Raw genomic sequence first — 18,770 nt, 5'->3', positions numbered from 1 at the left:
AACGCCCGCCACTTCGCAGTGACGGGCGTCGTTGTTGCGGCGCGATGCGCGGCGCGCGGCGCGCGGCCGCGCCGCCCGTATCAGCTCTCGACGACGTCGAGATAATCCTCCGGCCGCGTGCGGTCCTCCGCATGCGCCATGCCCATCACGCGCACCAGCACGCTCACCGCCACCGACACCACCAGGTTCACGATCAGCGACCACACGGCCGCGTAGCCCGGAATCGCGAGACCGAACACGTGGATCGTGAAGATCGATCCGGCCAGCTTCAGCGAGATCGCCATCCACGTGCCGCACACGATGCCGGCCGCCCAGCCGGCCAGCAGGCCGCGATGGTCGAGCACGCGCGTGTACAGGCCGAGCACGATCGCCGGCAGCGTCTGGATGATCCAGATCCCGCCGAGCAGCTGCAGCTGGATCGCATATGTCAGCGGCAAGCCGAGGATGAACGCGACCGCGCCGACCTTCACGATCAGCGACACGAGCTTCGCGACGTGCGTCTCCTGCTGGTGCGTCATGTTGCGGTTCACGAACTCGCGGTGGATGTTGCGCGTGTACAGGTTCGCGGCCGCGATCGACATGATCGCCGCCGGCACGAGCGCGCCGATGCCGATCGCCGCGAACGCGACGCCGACGAACCACGACGGGAAATACTCGAGGAACAGCGCGGGCACCGCGAAGTTCGGGCCGAACGCCTTGAAGTACGGCGCGTACTGCGGCATGTCCTTCACGCCCGCCGCGAGCGCCATGTAGCCGAGCAGCGCGAGCAGGCCGAGCACGAACGAGTATGCGGGCAGCATCGCCATGTTGCGGCGGATCGAGTTGCCCGACGACGACGACAGGATCGCCGTGACCGAGTGCGGATACAGGAACAGCGCGAGCGCGGAACCGATCGCGAGTGTCGCGTACGCGCTGTAGCCGTTCAGGCTCATCGCGTCAGGCGCCTTCAGCAGCAGCTTGGCCGGCGGCACCGACGCGAAGATGTGCCCGAAGCCGCCGAGCTTCGCGGGAATCACGATGACTGCTGCTGCGATCGTGATGTAGATCAGGACGTCCTTCACGATCGCGATCATCGCGGGCGCGCGCAGCCCCGACGTGTACGTGTACGCGGCGAGGATCGCGAACGCGATGATGAGCGGCAGATCGCCGACGAAGCCGGTCGTGTCGAAACCGAGCGCGCCGATCACGACTTCGATGCCGACGAGCTGCAGCGCGATGTACGGCATCGTCGCGAGGATGCCCGTCACCGCGATCGCGAGCGCGAGCATCCGGCTGCCGTAGCGTGCGTTCACGAAGTCGGCGGCCGTCACGTAGCCGTGGCGCTTCGCGATGCTCCACAGCTTCGGGAACACGACGAACGCGAACGGATAGATCAGGATCGTATAGGGCAGCGCGAAGAAGCCCATCGCGCCGGCGCCGAACACCAGCGCGGGCACCGCGACGAACGTATAGGCCGTGTAGAGGTCGCCGCCGAGCAGGAACCACGTGACGATCGTGCCGAAGCGGCGTCCGCCGAGGCCCCATTCGTCGAGATGGGCGAGATCGCCGCGCCGCCAGTTCGCGGCCAGGAAACCGATGATCGTGACGCCGATGAACAGCAGCACAAAGACGAAGGTTGCGCCGAGGTTCATTGCGCACCTCCCTGCGGGCCGCTCGCCTTCCACGCGTTCTTGGTCTTGAAATAGACGAACGCGGTGATCACCGCGCTAATGAAGACCCACAGCAGCTGGTACCAGTAGAAAAACGGAAAACCGAACCATTGCGGTTCGATCTTGCTGTACGACGGTACCCAGACCATCGCGATCAGCGGCAGCACCAGCAGCCAGAGCCAGCGCTTCGCGGCCCGATTGGCGTCGGCATCGTGAGCCATGACGTCTCCTCTTCTTTCCCGGTTATCGATCTTGTTGAGCGGGTACGGCGCCGGGAGGAGCGGCGAAACGGGTAGGCTGCGGCTCCCCTGGCTTCGCGCCAGTATAGGAGCCGCGAGCACGCGGTCAAGCGGGGGCGAACCCGAGGTGATCCGCCCCCAGTCGCGCGGTTGCACCGGCATGCGGCCGGTGCATGAGCGTCAGATCGCGAACGAGGATTCGCGTGCGCCGGTCGTTTCTTTCAAAGCTTTCACCCACTTGCGCGCGGGCAGCTTCAGCGTGTCCTCGATCAGCTTCGCGCGTGCTTCCAGCTGCGCGAACGACACGTCGAGCACGGGGCCCGAGAACGCGATCGCGATCCGGTTGCCGTCGTGCACTTCCGGCAGCGCGATCACGCGATGGTCGAACGCCGCGTTCAGGTGCTTCATGTTGCGCACGAAGCTCGGATGGTCGCCGAACAGGTTGATCGTCGCGATGCCCGCGTCGGCGAGGCAGCCGCGCACCGCGCGATAGAACGCGACGCTGTCGAGCACCGGGCCGCGCGCGGTCGCGTCGTACAGGTCGATCTGCAGCGCGCCCGTCGTGCCGCGGTTGGCCGGATCGTTGACGAAATCCCATGCGTCGGCTTCGTGCACGACGAGGCGTTCGTCGTCGGGCGGCAGCGCGAACATCGTGCGCGCCGCGACGATCACGGCCGGGTTCAGTTCGACGGCCTCGACCTTCGCGTGCGACAGGAAGCGGTGCGAGAACTTGGTCAGCGCGCCGGTGCCGAGCCCGAGCTGGACGATCCGTTCGGGCGTTTCGAGGAACAGCAGCCACGCCATCATCTGCTGCGCGTATTCGAGCTCGATGTGCAGCGGCTTCGAGATCCGCATCGCACCCTGCACCCATTCGGTGCCGAAGTGCAGGAAGCGCACGCCGCGCTCTTCCGAGAATGTGACGGGCGCGAAGCGCGGCTTGCGCGGCGCTTCGAGCACGGGCACGTCGTCGTGTTCGTCGATCTCCGGGCGGCGCTTCATGCGCGGCGGCTGGAGCTTGTCGGAGCCGTTGTAGGCGGACGTCTTGCGTTGCTTGAACGCGCGCGCCTCGGCGGACGCGCGCTTGATGAGTCGGGACATGATTGAATCTCGCTGGGTGATGCTGGGTAATGCCGGATGAGCGGACGAGAGGATAGCATTGGTGGGAGCGGGCCGGCCGCCAGGCAAGCGCAGGACCGGTAGCCCGGCCATTCGGTCGACTTGCATGCGCTTCGGGCATGCGGGACAGTCGAACGGTGACGACGCTTGCAGTTCGCCATCCACGAGAAGGCGACTACCACTGACGACGGGGAGTCATATGAGCTCGAACGACAAAAAGATCTGGTTTCCGGCCAAGCGCTACGGATGGGGATGGGGTTTGCCGGTCGCGTGGCAGGGCTGGGTCGTGTTGCTGCTGTTCGCGATCGGGATCGGCGTCACCGCATGGCTTCTGCCGCCGCATCGATCGCCGCTGGCATACGGCGCCTGCATCGTGGTGTTGGTCGCGCTGCTGACCGCCGTGTGCTGGCTCAAGGGAGAGAAGCCCCGGTGGAGATGGGGCGAGGACGAGTGATCACGCGGCGCGCAGCGGAAACGTCTACGCTGATCTTCATCACGGCGCGCAAATGCATGCTGCGCTCGATCACGCCCTGCCAACGACTTCACAGCGCTAGCCGTGAGTGCGGCGGCAGCGCTTGGGCGCTCAGGAAGCAATGTGACGCCACTGCTCAAGCTTCTGCTCGAACGACAGCATCGCATTCGCCGGGCTCGACGAAGGCAGCACCAGCGTTTCATACCCGGCCTGCCCGATCACGTCGGCAAAGCGCCCCGCCGTCTTCCCGTTGAAACACACCTTCTTCAGCAACGGCGCATGCTCGCGCAACGACGCGAAGTCGTTCGGCTTCGCATTCCGGATCGCTGAATCGAGACTGCCTTGCCGATGGCATGCATCGAGGACATCCCAGATGCCGATGCCGTGCGAAAGCACACTTTCGAGCCGTGCGTCGTACGCAAGTTCGTGCAGCCCGGGCTCGCCGAGCACCGCACCGAGCAACCGCCAGAACTGATTGCGCGGATGCGCGTAGTACTGCGCGGCATCGAGCGACGCCTCGCCCGGAAAGCTGCCGAGAATCATCGTGTGCGTATTCGGCCCGACGACCGGCGCAAAACCTTGCAGCATCACGCGGCTCCGCGCGGCCCGTCGCCATGCGCATCGAGATGGCGCCACAACGCGGGCAGCATGCACTCGGTGACCATCAACGGCTTGCCGTGCCGCTGGAACACCGAGCGCCGCGCGACGAACGCGTGTGGCGCCCGCGCGCCCTGCAACGCATGGCTCGCGAGCGCATAGAGCGGATGACCGGCGATCACGCGCCGGCTGACGAGCGCCGAGCGCTCGACCTGCGGATCGCTGTACAGCAGCTCCGCGAGCGGCCGCGTGCGCAACCGCCGCATCGCCTGCCATACCCCCTTGCTGGCCGCGAGCGGCGCGATGCTGTGCGCGGCGACGTACGGCGTGCCGTCGACCGACAGGATCACCTCGCGCACCCACATCGGCGCGCGCGGCGCACTGTCGAGTGCGTCAGGCTCGTCGAACCACGGACAGTCGACGGCCTCGCGTGTCACGCGCACGCTCACGCTGCCGAGCCGCGCGAGATGCGCGGTCAGCGAACCGCCGCGCGTCAGCCAGTCGCGCTGGTCGAGCGTGCAGCCGGGCCGGGGCGTTTCGCGCCAGCCCGCCTGTGCGCCGTCGAATCGAATCCGCGTGCTCACGCAGTGCGCGACAGCAGCAGCGCGTTGGTTCGCTTCACGAAGCTCGCCGGATCGTCGAGCATCCCGCCTTCGGCCAGCAATGCCTGGTCGAACAGCAGATGGCACCAGTCGCCGAAATTGGCGCTCTCGGCGTTGAGCTGCTTCACGAGCGCGTGCTCCGGGTTGATCTCGAGGATCGGCTGCATCGCCGGCGCGTTCTGACCAGCCGCCTTCAGCATCCGCTGCAGGTAGCCGCTCATGTCGTTGTCGTCCGCGACGAGGCACGACGGCGAATCGGTCAGGCGGAACGTGACGCGCACTTCCTTCACCTTGTCGCCGAGCGCTTCCTTCATCTTCTCGACGACCGGCTTGATCGCCTCGCCCGCCTGCTCCTGCGCCTTCTTTTCCTCGTCGTTCAGCTCGCCGAGGTCGAGATCGCCGCGGGCAACGCTCGCGAGCGGCTTGCCGTCGAATTCATGCAGGAACGACAGCATCCATTCGTCGACGCGATCGGTCAGCAGCAGCACCTCGACGCCCTTCTTGCGGAACACTTCCAGATGCGGGCTGTTCTTCGCGGCCTGCCACGTATCGGCGGTCACGTAGTAGATCTTGCTCTGCTCCGGCTTCATGCGCGACACGTAGTCGGCGAGCGACACGTCCTGCGCATCGGTGTCGCCGTGCGTCGAGGCGAAGCGCAGCAGCTTCGCGATGCGCTCGCGGTTCGCGTGATCCTCGCCGAGGCCTTCCTTCAGCACCTGGCCGAACGCGCTCCAGAACGTCTTGTACTTCTCCTTGCCGGCATCCTCTTCCGCGTTCGCGAGTTCCTCGAGCATCGACAGCGCGCGCTTCGTCACGCCTTCGCGGATCGCCTTCACGTCGCGGCTTTCCTGCAGGATTTCACGCGACACGTTCAGCGGCAGGTCGGCCGAATCGACCACGCCCTTCACGAAGCGCAGGTATTGCGGCAGCAGCTGCTCGGCGTCGTCCATGATGAACACGCGCTTCACATACAGCTTCAGGCCGCCGCGATAGTCGCGGTTCCACAGATCGAACGGCGCGTGCGCCGGCACGAACAGCAGTTGCGTGTATTCGCTGCGGCCCTCGACGCGGTTGTGCGTCCACGTGAGCGGATCCTGGTGGTCGTGCGCGACGTGCTGGTAGAACTGCGTGTACTGCTCGTCGGTGATGTCGCTCTTCGAACGCGTCCACAGCGCGCTCGCCTGGTTGACGGTCTCGTCCTCGTCCTTCAGGACCATCTCGCCCTTTTCCTGATCCCACTCTTCCTTCTGCATCAGGATCGGCAGCGCGATGTGATCGGAATACTTCTGGATGATCGACTTCAGGCGGTGCGACGACAGCAGCTCGTCCTCGCCTTCGCGCAGGTGCAGCGTGATCGTCGTGCCGCGCTGCGCGCGCTCGATCGCGTCGATCGTGAAATCGCCCTCGCCCGCGCTTTCCCAGCGCACGGCTTCGTTCGCCGGCAGGCCGGCGCGGCGCGTCTCGACGGTGATCTTGTCAGCGACGATGAAACCCGAGTAGAAGCCGACGCCGAACTGGCCGATCAGCGCCGCGTCCTTCTGCTGGTCGCCGGACAGCTTCGTGAAGAATTCCTTGGTGCCCGAGCGCGCGATCGTGCCGAGGTTCGCGATCGCCTCGTCGCGGCTCATGCCGATGCCGTTGTCGTCGATCGTGATCGTGCGTGCGGCCTTGTCGAAGCCGATGCGGATGCGCAGGTTCGGATCGTTCTCATACAGCGCGTTGTCCGCGAGTCCTTCGAAACGCAGCTTGTCGGCCGCGTCGGACGCGTTCGACACCAGTTCGCGCAGGAAGATTTCCTTGTTGCTGTAGAGCGAATGAATCATCAGGTGGAGGAGTTGCTTGACCTCTGCCTGAAAGCTCATCGTTTCGTGTGCCATGGATGCTGTTTCCTCTTACTTGAACTTGAATGGTGTGGCGCGGGCGCCCGGCGCGCGATGCCGGAAGGCCCGTCAAGGACGACCGCCTGGCGCAAGCGGTTTGCGCGGGTATCTGGGGCCGGGCGACCGGATTTCAAGGGGCGTCGTGCCGCCCCATCATGACGCGCGCCGCGCCGCCGACTCGATATAGCGCGCGAGAAAGCCCGGCAGCGCCGGATCGCCGCAGTTCGCGACGTTGAAGCGCGTCCACGTCGACGACGACTGCTGCGGCGAGAACAGGCTGCCCGGCGTCAGCAAGAATCCTTCCTCGTGCGCGGCGGCCGCGAGCGCGTCCGAATCGACGCCCGTGTCGGCCCACAGGAACATCCCGGCTGCCGGCATCGTGAACAGCCGCAGCCCGGTGCGCTCGAGCATCCGCGCGGTCTTGTCGCGCACGCCGTCGAGTCGCGCGCGCAAGCGCTCGACGTGGCGCCGGTAATGCCCTTCGGTCAGGATCTTGTAGAGCACGCGCTCGTTGAGCTCCGGCGTCGTCATCCCGACCAGCATCTTCTGGTCGGTGATCGCCTTCGCGATCTCCGGCGCGCAGGCGACATAGCCGACCCGCAAATTCGCCGCGAGCGTCTTCGAATAGCTGCCGAGGTAGATCACGCGCTTCAACTGGTCGAGGCTCGCGAGTCGCGTCGCCGGGTAGCTCGGCGGGCACAGGTCGCCGTACACGTCGTCCTCGACGACGAGAAAGTCGTACGCCTCCGCGAGCTTCAGGATCCGGAACGCCTGCGCGGCCGACAGCGACGTGCCGGTCGGGTTCTGCAGCACCGAATTGATCACGAGCATCTTCGGCCGCCACATCTGCACGAGCGTTTCCAGCGCGTCGAGATCGGGGCCGTCGGGCGTATACGGCATGCCGACGAGCTGCGCGCCCTGCGACGCGAAGCGGCCGAACATCTGGAACCATGCGGGATCGCCGACGATCACCGCGTCGCCCGGCTGCACGTAGATGCGCGAGATCAGGTCGATCGCCTGCGTGATGCCCGACACCATCACGAGTTGCTCGGGCTTCGCGCCGATCTCGACTTCCGCGAGCCGCGTCTGCAGTTGCTGGCGCAGCGGCAGGAAGCCCTGGGGCGTGCCGAAGCCGAGCATCTGAGCGCCGGACTGGCGCCCGAGCGCGCGCAGCGAGCCGGTGATCAGCTCGCCGTCGAGCCAGCGGCCCGGCAGGTAGCCGAGACCCGGCCCCTTTTCCGGGCTGGCGGTGTGCAGCATGTTGCGCAGCAGCCAGACGACGTCGATCGTGTTGTGCACGGGCGCGGCCTCCGCCACGCGCGCCACGTTGTCGACCGGCTGCGGACCGACGGCCGTGCGCTCGCGCACGTAGAAACCGGAGCCGCGCCGCGAATCGAGATACCCCTGCGCGACGAGCCGCTCGTACGCCTCGACGACGGTGAAACGCGACACGCTCTTGTCGAGCGCGAGCTTGCGGATCGACGGCATGCGCATGCCGGGCCGGAACACGCGCTCGTCGATGCGGCGCCGCGCCCACTGGACAAGCTGGTCGACGAGCGTGAGGGTGGCCGTATCGTGCGGCGCGGGAATCTGGGCGAGAGGAACGGTGGACACGGGCGGGCAACTCCAACTGTACCGAAGGCTATCGCGCCGATTGTACCGTTACTGTGCCGGTGCCGACGATTACAGTTGACCTCAATGGCGACCTGCGGCCGCCGTTCCGGCCCGGCCGCACGCGGGGCCGCACCGCCCGGCGTGCAACGCGGCCCGGGCACCGGCCGGTCGCGCTACCGTCCGCCCACCATGACACTTTCGCTTCCCGACCGACGTTCATGCCAGCCCGCTCCCTGACCCTCGACCATCTCGTGATCGCCGCGCGCACGCTCGACGACGGCGTGCGCCATGTCGCCGACGCGCTCGGCATCCAGCCCGCCGGCGGCGGCCGCCATCCGCTGATGCGCACCCATAACGCGCTGTTCGGCGCGTGGGGCGGGCTGTACCTCGAAGTGATCGCGATCGATCCCGACGCACCGGCCACCGGCGACGACGCCACGCCGCCGCGCGCGCGGCTGTTCGGCCTCGACGATCCGGCGATGCACGCACGGCTCGCGCACGGTCCGTTCCTCGCGCACTGGGTCGCGCGCGTCGACCGCCCGCGCCAGCTCGCGCTGTGGCAGAGCCAGTACCCGGCGCGCATCGCGCCGGTCGTCGCGATGCGGCGCGGCGACCTGAGCTGGGGCCTCACGGTGCCCGACGACGGCGCGTTCCCCGCGTGGCAACGCGCCGGCGACGGCCTCGTGCCGTCGCTGATCCAGTGGGACAGCCCGCGTCATCCGGCCGAATCGCTGCCGGACAACGGCGTCGTGCTGAAGTCGCTCAAGGGCGTCCACCCGCGTGCGGACGCGATCCGCGAGCAGCTCGACTGGCTCGGCGCCAGCCATCTCCTCGACGTCGAAACCGGCGACGGCCCACCCGCGCTCGTCGCGGAATTCGACACGCCGCAAGGCGCCCGCACGCTGCGCTGACCGCCCGGCCGCCCGTTCGATTACACAAACCCAGCAATACGGAGACACCCAGTACATGAATTCGCGCGAAACCCGGGGCATGCTGCTCGGCCTCATCGGCGTGATGATCTTCAGCCTGACGCTGCCGATGACGCGTATCGTCGTCTCCGAACTCAATCCGCTGCTCAACGGGCTCGGCCGCGCGCTCGCCGCGTCGGTGCCGGCCGGCCTGCTGCTGTGGTGGCGCCGCGAACGGCTACCGACGCGCGCGCAGCTGAAAAGCCTGGCCGTCGTATCGGCCGGCGTGATCATCGCGTATCCGGTGTTCTCCGCCTGGGCGATGAAAACCGTGCCCGCGTCGCACGGCGCGGTCGTCAACGGCCTGCAGCCGCTGTTCGTCGCGCTGTACGCGGCGTGGCTGTCGCACGAGCGCCCGTCGAAGGCGTTCTGGGCCAGCGCGCTGGCGGGCAGCGCGCTTGTGATCGCGTTCGCGCTGCGCGACGGCGGCGGCACCGTGCAGGCGGGTGACGCGCTGATGCTCGTCGCGGTCGGCATCGGCGCGCTCGGCTATGCGGAAGGCGCGCGCCTCGCGCGCCAGATCGGCGGCTGGCAGGTGATCTGCTGGGCGCTCGTCGTGTCCGCGCCGTTCCTCGTGCTGCCGGTCGGCTGGCTCGCGTGGACGCAGCACGTCGCGCATCCGGCCCCGCTTGCGCTGCGCACGTGGCTCGCCTTCGGCTACGTGACCCTTTTTTCGCAATTCATCGGCTTTTTCGCGTGGTACGCGGGGCTGGCCATGGGTGGCATCGCGCGCGTCGGCCAGGTGCAGCTGCTGCAGATCTTCTTCACGATCGCCTTCTCCGCGCTGCTGTTCGGCGAAACGGTGACGCCGTCCACCTGGCTGTTCGCCGCCGCCGTGATCGCGACCGTGATGCTCGGCCGGCGCTCGGCCGTGGCCACGGCCCCGCGTCCTGCTCGCGCCGGTTGATGAGGTGCGCCATAATGTTTGTTTTGCCAGAACGGTTTTGCCCACCCGGCCGCGACGGCCCGATCGCGCTCCCGCATGCCTACCCGGCCGCGTCGACGCAATCTGCCTGATCGACCTTTCTTGACTGACCCCGATATCCGAACGAGGAGACTATGAATCCGACCGACCTGCATCCGCCGCACTGGCAGCTTTCCGAACGCGCCCGCAAGCTGACGAGCTCCGCGATCCGCGAGATCCTGAAGGTCACGGAACGCCCCGAGGTCATCTCGTTCGCAGGCGGCCTGCCGGCTCCGGCGACGTTCCCTGCCGAACGCATGCGCGCCGCAGCCGACCGCGTGCTGCGCGATGCGCCCGCCGCCGCACTCCAGTACAGCGCGACCGAAGGCTACCTGCCGCTGCGCGAATGGATCGCCGAGCGCTACAGCGTGCGCGTGTCGCAGGTGCTGATCACGACCGGCTCGCAGCAGGCGCTCGACCTGCTCGGCAAGGCGCTGATCGATCCGAACAGCCCGATCCTCGTCGAAACCCCGACCTACCTCGGCGCGCTGCAATCGTTCTCGCTGTACGAGCCGCGCTACGTGCAGGTGCCGACCGACGAGCAGGGCCTCTTGCCCGAAGGCCTCACGCCCGAGCTGACGCAAGGCGCGCGCCTGCTGTACGCGCAGCCGAACTTCCAGAACCCGACCGGCCGCCGCCTGCCCGTCGAGCGCCGCCGCGCGCTCGCCGCGTTCGCGCAGTCGAGCCCGTTCCCGGTGCTGGAAGACGACCCGTACGGCGCGCTGAACTACCAGGGCGAGCCGCTGCCGACGATGCTGTCGATGGCGCCGGACCACATCGTGCACCTCGGTACGTTCTCGAAGGTGCTCGCGCCGGGCCTGCGGATCGGCTACATCATTGCCCCCGAAGAACTCCACTTCAAGCTCGTGCAGGCCAAGCAGGCCACCGACCTGCACACGCCGACGCTCACGCAGCGCATCGCGCACGAAGTGATCAAGGACGGCTTCCTCGACGAGCACATCCCGACGATCCGCCAGTTGTACGGCGCGCAATGCGAAGCGATGCTCGCGTCGCTCGCACGCCACATGCCGGAAGGCGTCACGTGGAACCGTCCGGAAGGCGGGATGTTCATCTGGGTGAACCTGCCCGCGCAGATCGACAGCATGAAGCTGCTCGCCGCGGCCGTGGACAACCACGTCGCCTTCGTGCCGGGCGCGCCGTTCTTCGCGGACGACGCTCAACAGAACACGCTGCGCCTGTCGTTCGTGACGGTGCCGCCCGAAAAGATCGAGGAAGGCGTCGCGCGCCTCGGCAAGCTGCTGCGCGAGCGCCTCTGATCCCCGCTTTTTCCTGTCACGACTCTCTACGAGGAATCGAACGCATGGCTAACGTCTACGACAAACTGAAGTCGCTCGGCATCGAGCTCCCGACCGCCGGCGCACCGGCCGCCGCCTACGTGATGAGCGCGCAAAGCGGCAACACGGTCTACCTGTCGGGCCACATCGCGAAAAAGGACGGCAAGGTCTGGGCCGGCAAGCTCGGCGCGGATCTGCAGACGGAAGACGGCAAGGCGGCCGCACGCTCGATCGCGATCGACCTGCTCGCGACGCTGCACACGCACACCGGCGACCTGAACAAGGTCACGCGCATCGTGAAGCTGATGAGCCTCGTCAACTCGACGCTCGACTTCACCGAACAGCACGTCGTCACGAACGGTGCGTCGGAACTGATCGCGGAAGTGTTCGGCGACGCCGGCAAGCACGCGCGTTCGGCGTTCGGCGTCGCGCAGATTCCGCTCGGCGCATGCGTCGAGATCGAGCTGATCGCCGAAGTCGCGTAACTCACGTCACGCAATCGTCACGATGACCAGCCACCGCGTCCGTTTCAAGCAGGTCGACGTCTTCACGTCGGTGCCGTTCAAAGGCAACCCGCTCGCGGTGGTGTTCGACGCCGATTCGCTCGGCGACGACGACATGCTGGCGATCGCCCGCTGGACGAACCTGTCGGAAACGACGTTCGTGTGCACGCCGACCGATCCGGAGGCCGATTACCGCGTCCGGATCTTCACGCCGGGCGGCGAACTGCCGTTCGCCGGCCACCCGACGCTCGGCACCGCGCACGCGTTCCTGGAAAGCGGCGCGCGACCGCGCACGCCGGGCGTGCTGATCCAGCAATGCGGCGTCGGCCGGGTCGAACTGCGCGAACAGGCCGCCGGCTGGGCATTCGCCGCGCCGCCGGCACGGTTCACGCCACTCGACCGGTCGGACTATCCGGTGCTGGCGGCCGCGTTGCGCAGCAATGCGATCGATCCGGACGCCGAACCGTGCGCGGTCGACAACGGCGCGCCATGGCTCGTCGTGCGGCTCACGTCGGCCGAGGCCTGCATCGGCCTCGCGCCCGATCCGGCCGCGCTCGAGGCCCTCACCCATCGCTACGGCGCGCACGGCCTCGCGGCCTACGCGCCCCACCCCGACGACGGCCCCGCGACGTTCGAAATCCGCTGTCTGATGACGGGCGGCGGTTTCGGCATCGGCGAGGATCCCGCCACCGGCAGCGCGAACGCCGCGCTGGCCGAGCTGCTGAGCCGCCAGCAGCGCCGCCCCGGCACGTCGTATACAGCCCGCCAGGGCACGGCGATCGGCCGCGACGGCCGCATTGCCGTTCGCTATGACGACGACGGCACGATCTGGATCGGCGGCCACGTCGTGACGGTCGTGGACGGCACGTTCCAGATGCCCGCCTGACGTTTCGACGTTTCGCCATGTGCGATGGCCCGGCCGGGCGCCCTGAGGTTGCCCGGCTATCGCAAAAACGTTCCAACCAGTAATATCGGGCCTAATCCGTCGCTTCGGCGGGTCTGTCCATGGTTGCGCACCCCGCGAACGAACAGACGCCGGGGCGACCCCAACCATAGCCGGCCATCCCGACGAGGATGGCGCAAGCGAGCAGGACGCCGCCCTTCTTCAATGAGCTCCGCCCGGTCCAACCACACGCCGCCGACCCGGCCGCTACGTGCGCCGCGCAAATCGCGCCGGCGTGCGCTGTTCGCGATCCCGCTGCTCGGGATGCTGGCGCTCGCGCTGCTGTGGGCGGTGATCATCGCGCGACTGTCGGTCGAAAAGGACAGCGCGTACAAGGAAGCGGCGGCATCCGCGGCGATCCTGTCGTCCGCGCTCGAGCAGCACACCGTCAAGGCGATCCACCAGGTCGACCAGATCACCCGCTTCGTCAAGTTCGAATTCGAGAAATCGCCCGCGCACTTCAACCTCGCGAGCGCGGTCGAAAAAGGCGTCGTGCCGAGCGACACGTTGATCCAGGTCTCGCTCGTGAACGCGAAGGGTATCCTGTTCGCGAACACGGCCGAACTCCATCCGCAGCCGATCAACCTGTCGGATCGCGAGCACTTCAAGGTGCATCTCGCGCACAACGACGACCGCCTGTACATCAGCAAGCCGGTGCTCGGCCGCGTGTCGAGCCACTGGACGCTGCAGATGACGCGGCGCCTGAACAACCCGGACGGCAGCTTCGCGGGCATCGTCGTGGTGTCGGAAGACCCGAGCTACTTCACGAACGACTTCTACAACAACGCGGCGATCGGCAAGGAAGGCGTGATCTCCGTGGTGTCCGACACGGGTGCCGTGCTCGCGCGGCGCACCGGCTCGCTCAGCAACGCACCGGGTGCGTTCTCCGCCTCGGGCGTGTACCCGATCGCCGAGCGCGTGACGGGCACGATCATCGACCCGATCGACGGCGTGACGCGCATCGTGTCGTACCGCCACCTCGACGGCTACCCGCTCGCCGTGATGGTCGGGCTGTCGCAGACCGAGGAATTCGCGGACTACTACCACACGCGCAACGTCTACCTGCTGATGACGAGCTTCATCACGCTCGCGATGCTCGCGTTCTTCAGCGTCGCGACAGGGCTGATCGGCAAGTTGCTGGGGCGCGAGCGCGAGATGACCCAGCTCGCCGAATACGACCTGCTCACCGGCCTCGCGAACCGCTACGCGACGCTGCGCGGGCTGCGTAACGACGTGTCGATGCCGGCCAGCCTGTCGCGGCTCGGCCTGCTGTTCATCGACCTCGACAACTTCAAGACCGTCAACGACACGCTCGGCCACAACGCCGGCGACATCGTGCTGCAGATGACCGCGTCGCGCCTGTCGGATGCCGTCGGCGACGAAGGGTCACTCGCGCGGATCGGCGGCGACGAGTTCGTGGTCGTGATGAAGGGCGACGACATCGAACGGCGCGCGGTGCGACTCGCGGAAGCGATCATCCGGATGTTCGGCGAGCCGTTCGACGTGCGCGGCAGTTCGTTCGTGCTGCACGCCAGCATCGGCATCGCGCTGCACAGCGTCGCGAACGAAAGCGAGATCGACCTGCTGAAGAAGGCCGACCTCGCGATGTACAGCGCGAAGGACGCCGGCAAGAACTGCTACCAGTTCTACGCGCCGCACCTGTCGCACCGCGCGGACCACCTGATGCGCTGGGAACAGCAGTTGCGCGTCGCGCTCGCCGAAGGGCAGCTGTTCCTCGCCTACCAGCCGAAGATCGACCTGACGCACCGCACGATCACCGGCTTCGAGGCGCTCGCGCGCTGGGACCACCCCGAGCACGGAGTCATCTCCGCGAACGAATTCATTTCGATCGCCGAATCGACGGGCCTGATCGTGCCGATCGGCGACTTCGTGATTCGCACCGCATGCGAACAGATCGCGCGCTGGCGCGACGACGGCCACGACACGCTGACACTCGCGATCAACATCTCGCCCGTGCAGTTCTGGCGCGGCGACCTGATCGAGACGATTTCCCAGGCGCTGCAGGACACCGGCATCGACGCGAACCGGCTCGAACTCGAGATCACCGAAACCGCGATGATGGAATACCCGGAGCTCGTGTCCGAGAAGATCGTCGCGCTGAAGAAGCTCGGCATCCGGATCGCACTCGACGATTTCGGCACCGGCTATTCGTCGCTGTCGTACCTGCACCGCTTCTCCGTCGACACGCTGAAGGTCGACCGCTCGTTCGTGCAGGCCATCCCGAACGATCGCAGCGTGTGCGTGATGGTGTCGTCGATCGTGCATCTCGCACGCTCGCTCGGCCTGACGGTCGTCGTCGAGGGCACCGAGACCGAGGAGCAGATCGCGTGGCTGTCCGCGCTCGGCGAGATCGAGGCGCAGGGCTTCCTGTTCTCGCGCCCCGTGCCGGCCGACGCGATTCCCGCGCTGATCGCACGCTTCGGCGTGCGCGGCGCCCGGCCGAACGTCCTCGCCCACCGCGCGACCGGCAGCACGGGCGCCTGAGCCCGCAACACGCACCGCACGTGTTGCGCGGCCCATCGATTGTTTCGGCTTCCGATCCGATTGTTTAGTCCATTTACTAGCGTTTTCGCGCATGGCAGTGTCACGATGCGCGGCGGACAATCGGGAGGGCCACCGTGTCGGCGGGCCGCCGGCACGTTTTCACGCGCGAGACCAGGCCCAGCGCCAACAGCATAGTCATGACAACCGTCGAAGTCGAAGCGGCCGAACGTGTCGAACAGGCACAGGCCTCCCTATGGACCTTGTTCAAGGTCATCGCCGGCATTTCCGCCGTGTCGTGGGGCGGGCTGTCGATGATGGCGCAGCTCGAACGCCACTACGTCGACCGGTTGCAGCGCATCGAGCCGCACGTGTTCGCCGATTTCATCGCCCTCGCATGGCTCGTGCCGGGCCCCGTCGGCTGCAATGTCGCGGTGCAGGTCGGCCAGACGCTGCACGGCCGCATCGGCGCGTGGATCGCCGGCATCGCGAGTGTGCTGCCGTTCTTCCTGCTGATGACGCTGTTCGCGATCTTCTACCGCACGCCGATCGTGCGCTCGCTCGCCGCGCCGATGCTGATCAATCACTTCGGGATGGTGCTCGCCGCGCTGATCGGCGTCACATGGATCAAGCAGTTGCGTACGCTCGTGCGCACGCGGCTCGAACAGTTGATTGCCGCGCTATCGACGATTCTGCTCGCTTTCGCGCATAGTCCGGCCGCGTTCGTCGGGATTCTCTTCGCTGCGTTTGCAGCCGGCTGGCTGACCGGACCGCCGCAAGACGACGTGGTCGACTTCACGCTGTCCAGGCGCGACCGCAACCTGCTCGTGCTGCTCGCCGTCCTCGTCGCGCTGTTCGCGCTGCCGCTGTCCGGCGACTACCAGATGACGCTGCTGTGGCCGCGGCTCGCCGGCGCCGGGATGACGCTGTTCGGCGGCGGCTTCTCCGCGCTGCCCGTGCTCAAGACGCTGTTCGTGTCGCCGGGGACCGGCATCTCCGATCACGACTTCACGCTCGCGTTCGCGCTGTCGCCCGTATCGCCCGGCCCGCTGCTGAACGTCGTGCCGTTTCTCGGCTACCTGACCGACGGCTGGATCGGCGCGCTGCTCGCGACCGCCGCGCTGTTCATTCCGTCGGGGTGTCTCGTCGTGTTCGCGCAAAACCATCTGTTCCGGCTCAAGCGCCACTCGCGCTTCGAGCACGGGATGCGCCTGATGCGCGCGGCGACGACGGGCTTTCTGGTCGTCGCCGTCGTGAAGATCCTGCATCGCGAACCGGCCGATCCCGTCTATTGGCTCACGGGCGCCTTTGCGATGCTGTGCTTCGCGCGCTTCAAGGTGCCCGTGTATGCAGTCTACGGCGCGGTCGCGATCGTGTGCGGCGTATGGCTGTGGGCCGTCGCGCATTGACGGCCGGCGGCGGTCACCGCCACCGCCACCGCTTGCCGCTCAGCCTGCTTGCACCGCGACGCGGCGTGCGACCCAGCGCGCCCGCAGCGCGTCGTAGGCGAGGTTGAAGCAGAACGTGTAAGGCAGGAAGAACAGCACGATGCCGAGGTCGAGCAGCAGCGCCTCGACGAGGCTCACATCCAGCCACCACGCGGCGACCGGCACCACCATCGCGACGAGGCCGAGCTCGAACGCGACCGCATGCGCGATCCGCATCCCGAGCGTGCGCGTGAGGCCGGCCCGCCGCTCGAAGCGGTCGAACAGCGTGTTGAACGTCATGTTCCAGGCCATCGCGATCAGCGACACCATCACCGTCAGCACGCCGACGTGCGAGACCGGCATGTCGAGCAGCCACGCGCCGATCGGCGCGCACAGCGCGATCGCCACCAGCTCGAACGTCAGCGCGTGAACGAGGCGTTCCGTCACCGTTTTGTTCATCTGTTTCATGCTTCCCTCCGATTCGTTGGTCCAGCTCATGTCGGCCATTTTGATCGGCACGACCGTATGAATCCAGTTTGATATCATCGGTTTTACCGATACAACGCCGTGAGGTCCGCCGCATGCGCCACGCCCCCGAAGCCCTGCTCGCCTTCGCCGAAGCCGCGCTGCTCGGCTCGTTCACGGCCGCCGCGCGCAAGCTGGGCAAGCGGCAGTCGACGGTCTCCGAAGCGATCGCGAACCTCGAGATCGATCTCGGTGTGCAGCTGTTCGACCGCTCGACGCGCACGCCGACGCTGACCGATGCCGGCCGCGCGCTGCTGCCGCAGGTGCAGCGCACGCTGGAAGCCGGCGCGGCGATCGACCGCACCGCCGCGCGGCTCGCGCAGGGCGAGGAAGCGCGGCTCACGCTCGTCGTGTCCGATACGTACCAGTCGAAGCGATACGAGGAAACCTTGATGGCGCTCGAGCGACGTTTTCCGGCGCTCGAGCTCGAATGCCAGATCGCCGAGCACGAGGACGTGCTCGACCTGATCCAGCAGGGCCGCGCCCAGCTCGGGCTGATGGCCGCGCGCGCCGTCTACCCGCCCGATATCGGCGCGGCGACGGTGGCGGAGGAATCCGAGATCGGTCTGTTCGTCGGACGCACGCACGCGCTGGCCGCCCACGGCGACGCTGACGTGCCGCATGCGGCGCTGCGCGACGCGCGCGAGCTGCGCCTGAACACCTACGTGAAGCCGGAGGATCGCGGCGCCGACGACCGGATCGTCGTCGGCACGCAGCGCTGGCTCGCGCCGAGCTATCTGATGCTGCTGGAGATGGCGGTGCTGGGGTTCGGCTGGGCCGAGCTGCCGCGCTGGATGGTCGAGCACTTCGCGCGCGACCGGCTGTGCGAGCTGCGCTCGCGCGGCTGGCCGCGGCGCGTGCGGGTCGATGCGGTCTGGTCGCGCAACCGGCCACTCGGCCCGGCCGGCGCGTGGCTGCTCGACGCGATGCTGGCCGCGTAGCGGCGCGCGGCACCGCGCCGGCGGCGGGCGCCGAGCGGCGCCGCGGAATCGGAGGTCAGAAGCCGCGCGACAACACGGCGGCGCCGATCGTCACGACGCCGAGCACGAGATTGACGACGACGAGCAGGCGCACCGTGTTCACGGCACGCGCGCCATCGGGCCAGTTCTGCGCCTGCACCGCGCGGCGGATACGCGGGAACAGCGCGAAGCGGATGTGGCCGAAGATCAGCATCATCACGACGCCCAGCCCCGCCATCGCATGCAGCGTCCACGTCGCGTGCGCGCCGCCGAATGCCATCAGCAGGAACCCGCCGGACAGCAGGATCACGATCACCGAGCCCGACACCCAGTTGAAGAAGCGGCCGAACACGCCTTCGATCAGCGGCAGCCGGAGCTGCGGCGTCAGGTCGGACAGCGCCGGGCGCAGGCAGAAATTCGCGAAGACCATCCCGCCCACCCACACGGCGACGGCCAGCAGGTGAAGAAACAGCGCGACGGCAACAGCGTGGGACATGGCGACAATCCTGATAGGG

The 18,770-nt window shown here is 67.5% G+C and carries 18 protein-coding genes; 9 read left to right on the top strand and 9 right to left on the bottom strand.

The window, feature by feature from the left end; genetic code table 11:
• Positions 1 to 80 precede the first annotated feature (80 nt).
• The 3 genes from mctP to ACVK00_RS16040 all read right to left on the bottom strand — a co-directional run bounded on the left by mctP (position 81) and on the right by ACVK00_RS16040 (position 2,986).
• Positions 81 to 1,631 carry a monocarboxylate uptake permease MctP gene (gene mctP, locus ACVK00_RS16050; RefSeq protein ID WP_284891098.1) on the bottom strand — a complete coding sequence of 517 codons (1,551 nt, stop codon included), beginning with the start codon at positions 1,629 to 1,631 and terminating at the stop codon, positions 81 to 83.
• Entirely contained in the window at positions 1,628 to 1,870 is a 243-nt protein-coding gene (locus ACVK00_RS16045) for a DUF3311 domain-containing protein (protein ID WP_006754439.1), read from the bottom strand. Before ACVK00_RS16045 ends, mctP begins: the two co-directional genes overlap by 4 nt.
• Positions 1,871 to 2,068: 198 nt before the next feature.
• Positions 2,069 to 2,986 (bottom strand): class I SAM-dependent methyltransferase, encoded by a 918-nt coding sequence (locus ACVK00_RS16040; protein WP_228905100.1) that lies wholly within the window; start codon positions 2,984 to 2,986, stop codon positions 2,069 to 2,071.
• 217 nt (positions 2,987 to 3,203) lie between these two features.
• Between ACVK00_RS16040 and ACVK00_RS16035 the strand changes: the two genes are divergently transcribed.
• Complete coding sequence (locus ACVK00_RS16035; RefSeq protein WP_284891100.1) at positions 3,204 to 3,458, top strand: hypothetical protein; 255 nt, start codon at positions 3,204 to 3,206, stop codon at positions 3,456 to 3,458.
• A 129-nt stretch (positions 3,459 to 3,587) separates the two neighbouring features.
• Here ACVK00_RS16035 and ACVK00_RS16030 read toward each other — a convergent pair whose 3' ends face one another.
• From ACVK00_RS16030 to ACVK00_RS16015, 4 genes are all read right to left on the bottom strand, one after another.
• Positions 3,588 to 4,064, bottom strand: coding sequence for a DNA-deoxyinosine glycosylase (locus ACVK00_RS16030; RefSeq protein ID WP_228905102.1), 477 nt, complete (start codon positions 4,062 to 4,064; stop codon positions 3,588 to 3,590).
• A complete protein-coding gene (locus ACVK00_RS16025) occupies positions 4,064 to 4,645 on the bottom strand; it encodes a chorismate--pyruvate lyase family protein (RefSeq protein WP_284891124.1) in 582 nt (193 codons plus the stop codon). The genes ACVK00_RS16030 and ACVK00_RS16025 overlap by 1 nt, the downstream gene beginning before the upstream one ends.
• Positions 4,646 to 4,653: 8 nt before the next feature.
• Positions 4,654 to 6,552 (bottom strand): molecular chaperone HtpG, encoded by a 1,899-nt coding sequence (gene htpG, locus ACVK00_RS16020; RefSeq protein ID WP_166724889.1) that lies wholly within the window; start codon positions 6,550 to 6,552, stop codon positions 4,654 to 4,656.
• 156 nt (positions 6,553 to 6,708) lie between these two features.
• A complete protein-coding gene (locus tag ACVK00_RS16015) occupies positions 6,709 to 8,169 on the bottom strand; it encodes an aminotransferase-like domain-containing protein (RefSeq protein WP_166724888.1) in 1,461 nt (486 codons plus the stop codon).
• Between the two features lie 218 nt (positions 8,170 to 8,387).
• Between ACVK00_RS16015 and ACVK00_RS16010 the strand changes: the two genes are divergently transcribed.
• From ACVK00_RS16010 to ACVK00_RS15980, 7 genes are all read left to right on the top strand, one after another.
• Positions 8,388 to 9,080, top strand: a complete 693-nt coding sequence (locus tag ACVK00_RS16010; protein ID WP_284891102.1) for a VOC family protein — start codon at positions 8,388 to 8,390, stop codon at positions 9,078 to 9,080.
• A 55-nt stretch (positions 9,081 to 9,135) separates the two neighbouring features.
• Positions 9,136 to 10,044 carry a DMT family transporter gene (locus tag ACVK00_RS16005; RefSeq protein ID WP_006752871.1) on the top strand — a complete coding sequence of 303 codons (909 nt, stop codon included), beginning with the start codon at positions 9,136 to 9,138 and terminating at the stop codon, positions 10,042 to 10,044.
• 152 nt (positions 10,045 to 10,196) lie between these two features.
• Positions 10,197 to 11,378: an aminotransferase-like domain-containing protein gene (locus tag ACVK00_RS16000; protein WP_006752872.1), complete on the top strand. Its 1,182-nt coding sequence runs from the start codon at positions 10,197 to 10,199 to the stop codon at positions 11,376 to 11,378.
• Between the two features lie 44 nt (positions 11,379 to 11,422).
• Positions 11,423 to 11,881, top strand: coding sequence for a RidA family protein (locus ACVK00_RS15995; protein ID WP_105833026.1), 459 nt, complete (start codon positions 11,423 to 11,425; stop codon positions 11,879 to 11,881).
• 22 nt (positions 11,882 to 11,903) lie between these two features.
• Positions 11,904 to 12,785 carry a PhzF family phenazine biosynthesis protein gene (locus ACVK00_RS15990; protein ID WP_284891104.1) on the top strand — a complete coding sequence of 294 codons (882 nt, stop codon included), beginning with the start codon at positions 11,904 to 11,906 and terminating at the stop codon, positions 12,783 to 12,785.
• Positions 12,786 to 13,007: 222 nt separating this feature from the next.
• Entirely contained in the window at positions 13,008 to 15,347 is a 2,340-nt protein-coding gene (locus ACVK00_RS15985) for a bifunctional diguanylate cyclase/phosphodiesterase (RefSeq protein WP_166724885.1), read from the top strand.
• Positions 15,348 to 15,544: 197 nt separating this feature from the next.
• Positions 15,545 to 16,753 carry a chromate transporter gene (locus ACVK00_RS15980; RefSeq protein WP_284891105.1) on the top strand — a complete coding sequence of 403 codons (1,209 nt, stop codon included), beginning with the start codon at positions 15,545 to 15,547 and terminating at the stop codon, positions 16,751 to 16,753.
• 39 nt (positions 16,754 to 16,792) lie between these two features.
• Here the strand turns inward: ACVK00_RS15980 and ACVK00_RS15975 are convergent, their stop codons facing one another.
• Positions 16,793 to 17,239, bottom strand: coding sequence for a multidrug/biocide efflux PACE transporter (locus tag ACVK00_RS15975; RefSeq protein WP_284891107.1), 447 nt, complete (start codon positions 17,237 to 17,239; stop codon positions 16,793 to 16,795).
• 113 nt (positions 17,240 to 17,352) lie between these two features.
• On the opposite strand from ACVK00_RS15975, the gene ACVK00_RS15970 reads away from it, so the two are divergent.
• The gene (locus tag ACVK00_RS15970; RefSeq protein WP_105833029.1) at positions 17,353 to 18,237 is read left to right on the top strand and encodes a LysR family transcriptional regulator; all 885 of its coding nucleotides are present in this window, start codon (positions 17,353 to 17,355) and stop codon (positions 18,235 to 18,237) included.
• A 55-nt stretch (positions 18,238 to 18,292) separates the two neighbouring features.
• Here ACVK00_RS15970 and ACVK00_RS15965 read toward each other — a convergent pair whose 3' ends face one another.
• On the bottom strand, positions 18,293 to 18,751 hold the full coding sequence (locus tag ACVK00_RS15965) for a CopD family protein (RefSeq protein ID WP_006752878.1): 459 nt from the start codon (positions 18,749 to 18,751) through the stop codon (positions 18,293 to 18,295).
• Positions 18,752 to 18,770 lie beyond the last annotated feature (19 nt).

It is taken from the genome of Burkholderia sp. PvR073 (genome assembly GCF_054055695.1).
Note: the sequence above shows the minus strand (reverse complement) of the source record. Positions and strands in the feature narration are given on the sequence as shown.

Bases quoted from the DNA above. Each gene is read 5' to 3' on its own strand.
- ACVK00_RS15990 (WP_284891104.1), top strand. From the start codon at position 11,904: ATGACCAGCCACCGCGTCCGTTTCAAGCAGGTCGACGTCTTCACGTCG.
- ACVK00_RS15985 (WP_166724885.1), top strand. From the start codon at position 13,008: ATGAGCTCCGCCCGGTCCAACCACACGCCGCCGACCCGGCCGCTACGT.
- ACVK00_RS15975 (WP_284891107.1), bottom strand. From the start codon at position 17,239: ATGAAACAGATGAACAAAACGGTGACGGAACGCCTCGTTCACGCGCTG.
- htpG (WP_166724889.1), bottom strand. From the start codon at position 6,552: ATGGCACACGAAACGATGAGCTTTCAGGCAGAGGTCAAGCAACTCCTC.
- ACVK00_RS15995 (WP_105833026.1), top strand. From the start codon at position 11,423: ATGGCTAACGTCTACGACAAACTGAAGTCGCTCGGCATCGAGCTCCCG.
- ACVK00_RS16000 (WP_006752872.1), top strand. From the start codon at position 10,197: ATGAATCCGACCGACCTGCATCCGCCGCACTGGCAGCTTTCCGAACGC.
- ACVK00_RS16045 (WP_006754439.1), bottom strand. From the start codon at position 1,870: ATGGCTCACGATGCCGACGCCAATCGGGCCGCGAAGCGCTGGCTCTGG.
- ACVK00_RS16040 (WP_228905100.1), bottom strand. From the start codon at position 2,986: ATGTCCCGACTCATCAAGCGCGCGTCCGCCGAGGCGCGCGCGTTCAAG.
- ACVK00_RS16035 (WP_284891100.1), top strand. From the start codon at position 3,204: ATGAGCTCGAACGACAAAAAGATCTGGTTTCCGGCCAAGCGCTACGGA.
- ACVK00_RS15965 (WP_006752878.1), bottom strand. From the start codon at position 18,751: ATGTCCCACGCTGTTGCCGTCGCGCTGTTTCTTCACCTGCTGGCCGTC.
- ACVK00_RS15970 (WP_105833029.1), top strand. From the start codon at position 17,353: ATGCGCCACGCCCCCGAAGCCCTGCTCGCCTTCGCCGAAGCCGCGCTG.
- ACVK00_RS15980 (WP_284891105.1), top strand. From the start codon at position 15,545: ATGACAACCGTCGAAGTCGAAGCGGCCGAACGTGTCGAACAGGCACAG.
- ACVK00_RS16005 (WP_006752871.1), top strand. From the start codon at position 9,136: ATGAATTCGCGCGAAACCCGGGGCATGCTGCTCGGCCTCATCGGCGTG.
- ACVK00_RS16030 (WP_228905102.1), bottom strand. From the start codon at position 4,064: ATGCTGCAAGGTTTTGCGCCGGTCGTCGGGCCGAATACGCACACGATG.
- mctP (WP_284891098.1), bottom strand. From the start codon at position 1,631: ATGAACCTCGGCGCAACCTTCGTCTTTGTGCTGCTGTTCATCGGCGTC.
- ACVK00_RS16010 (WP_284891102.1), top strand. From the start codon at position 8,388: ATGCCAGCCCGCTCCCTGACCCTCGACCATCTCGTGATCGCCGCGCGC.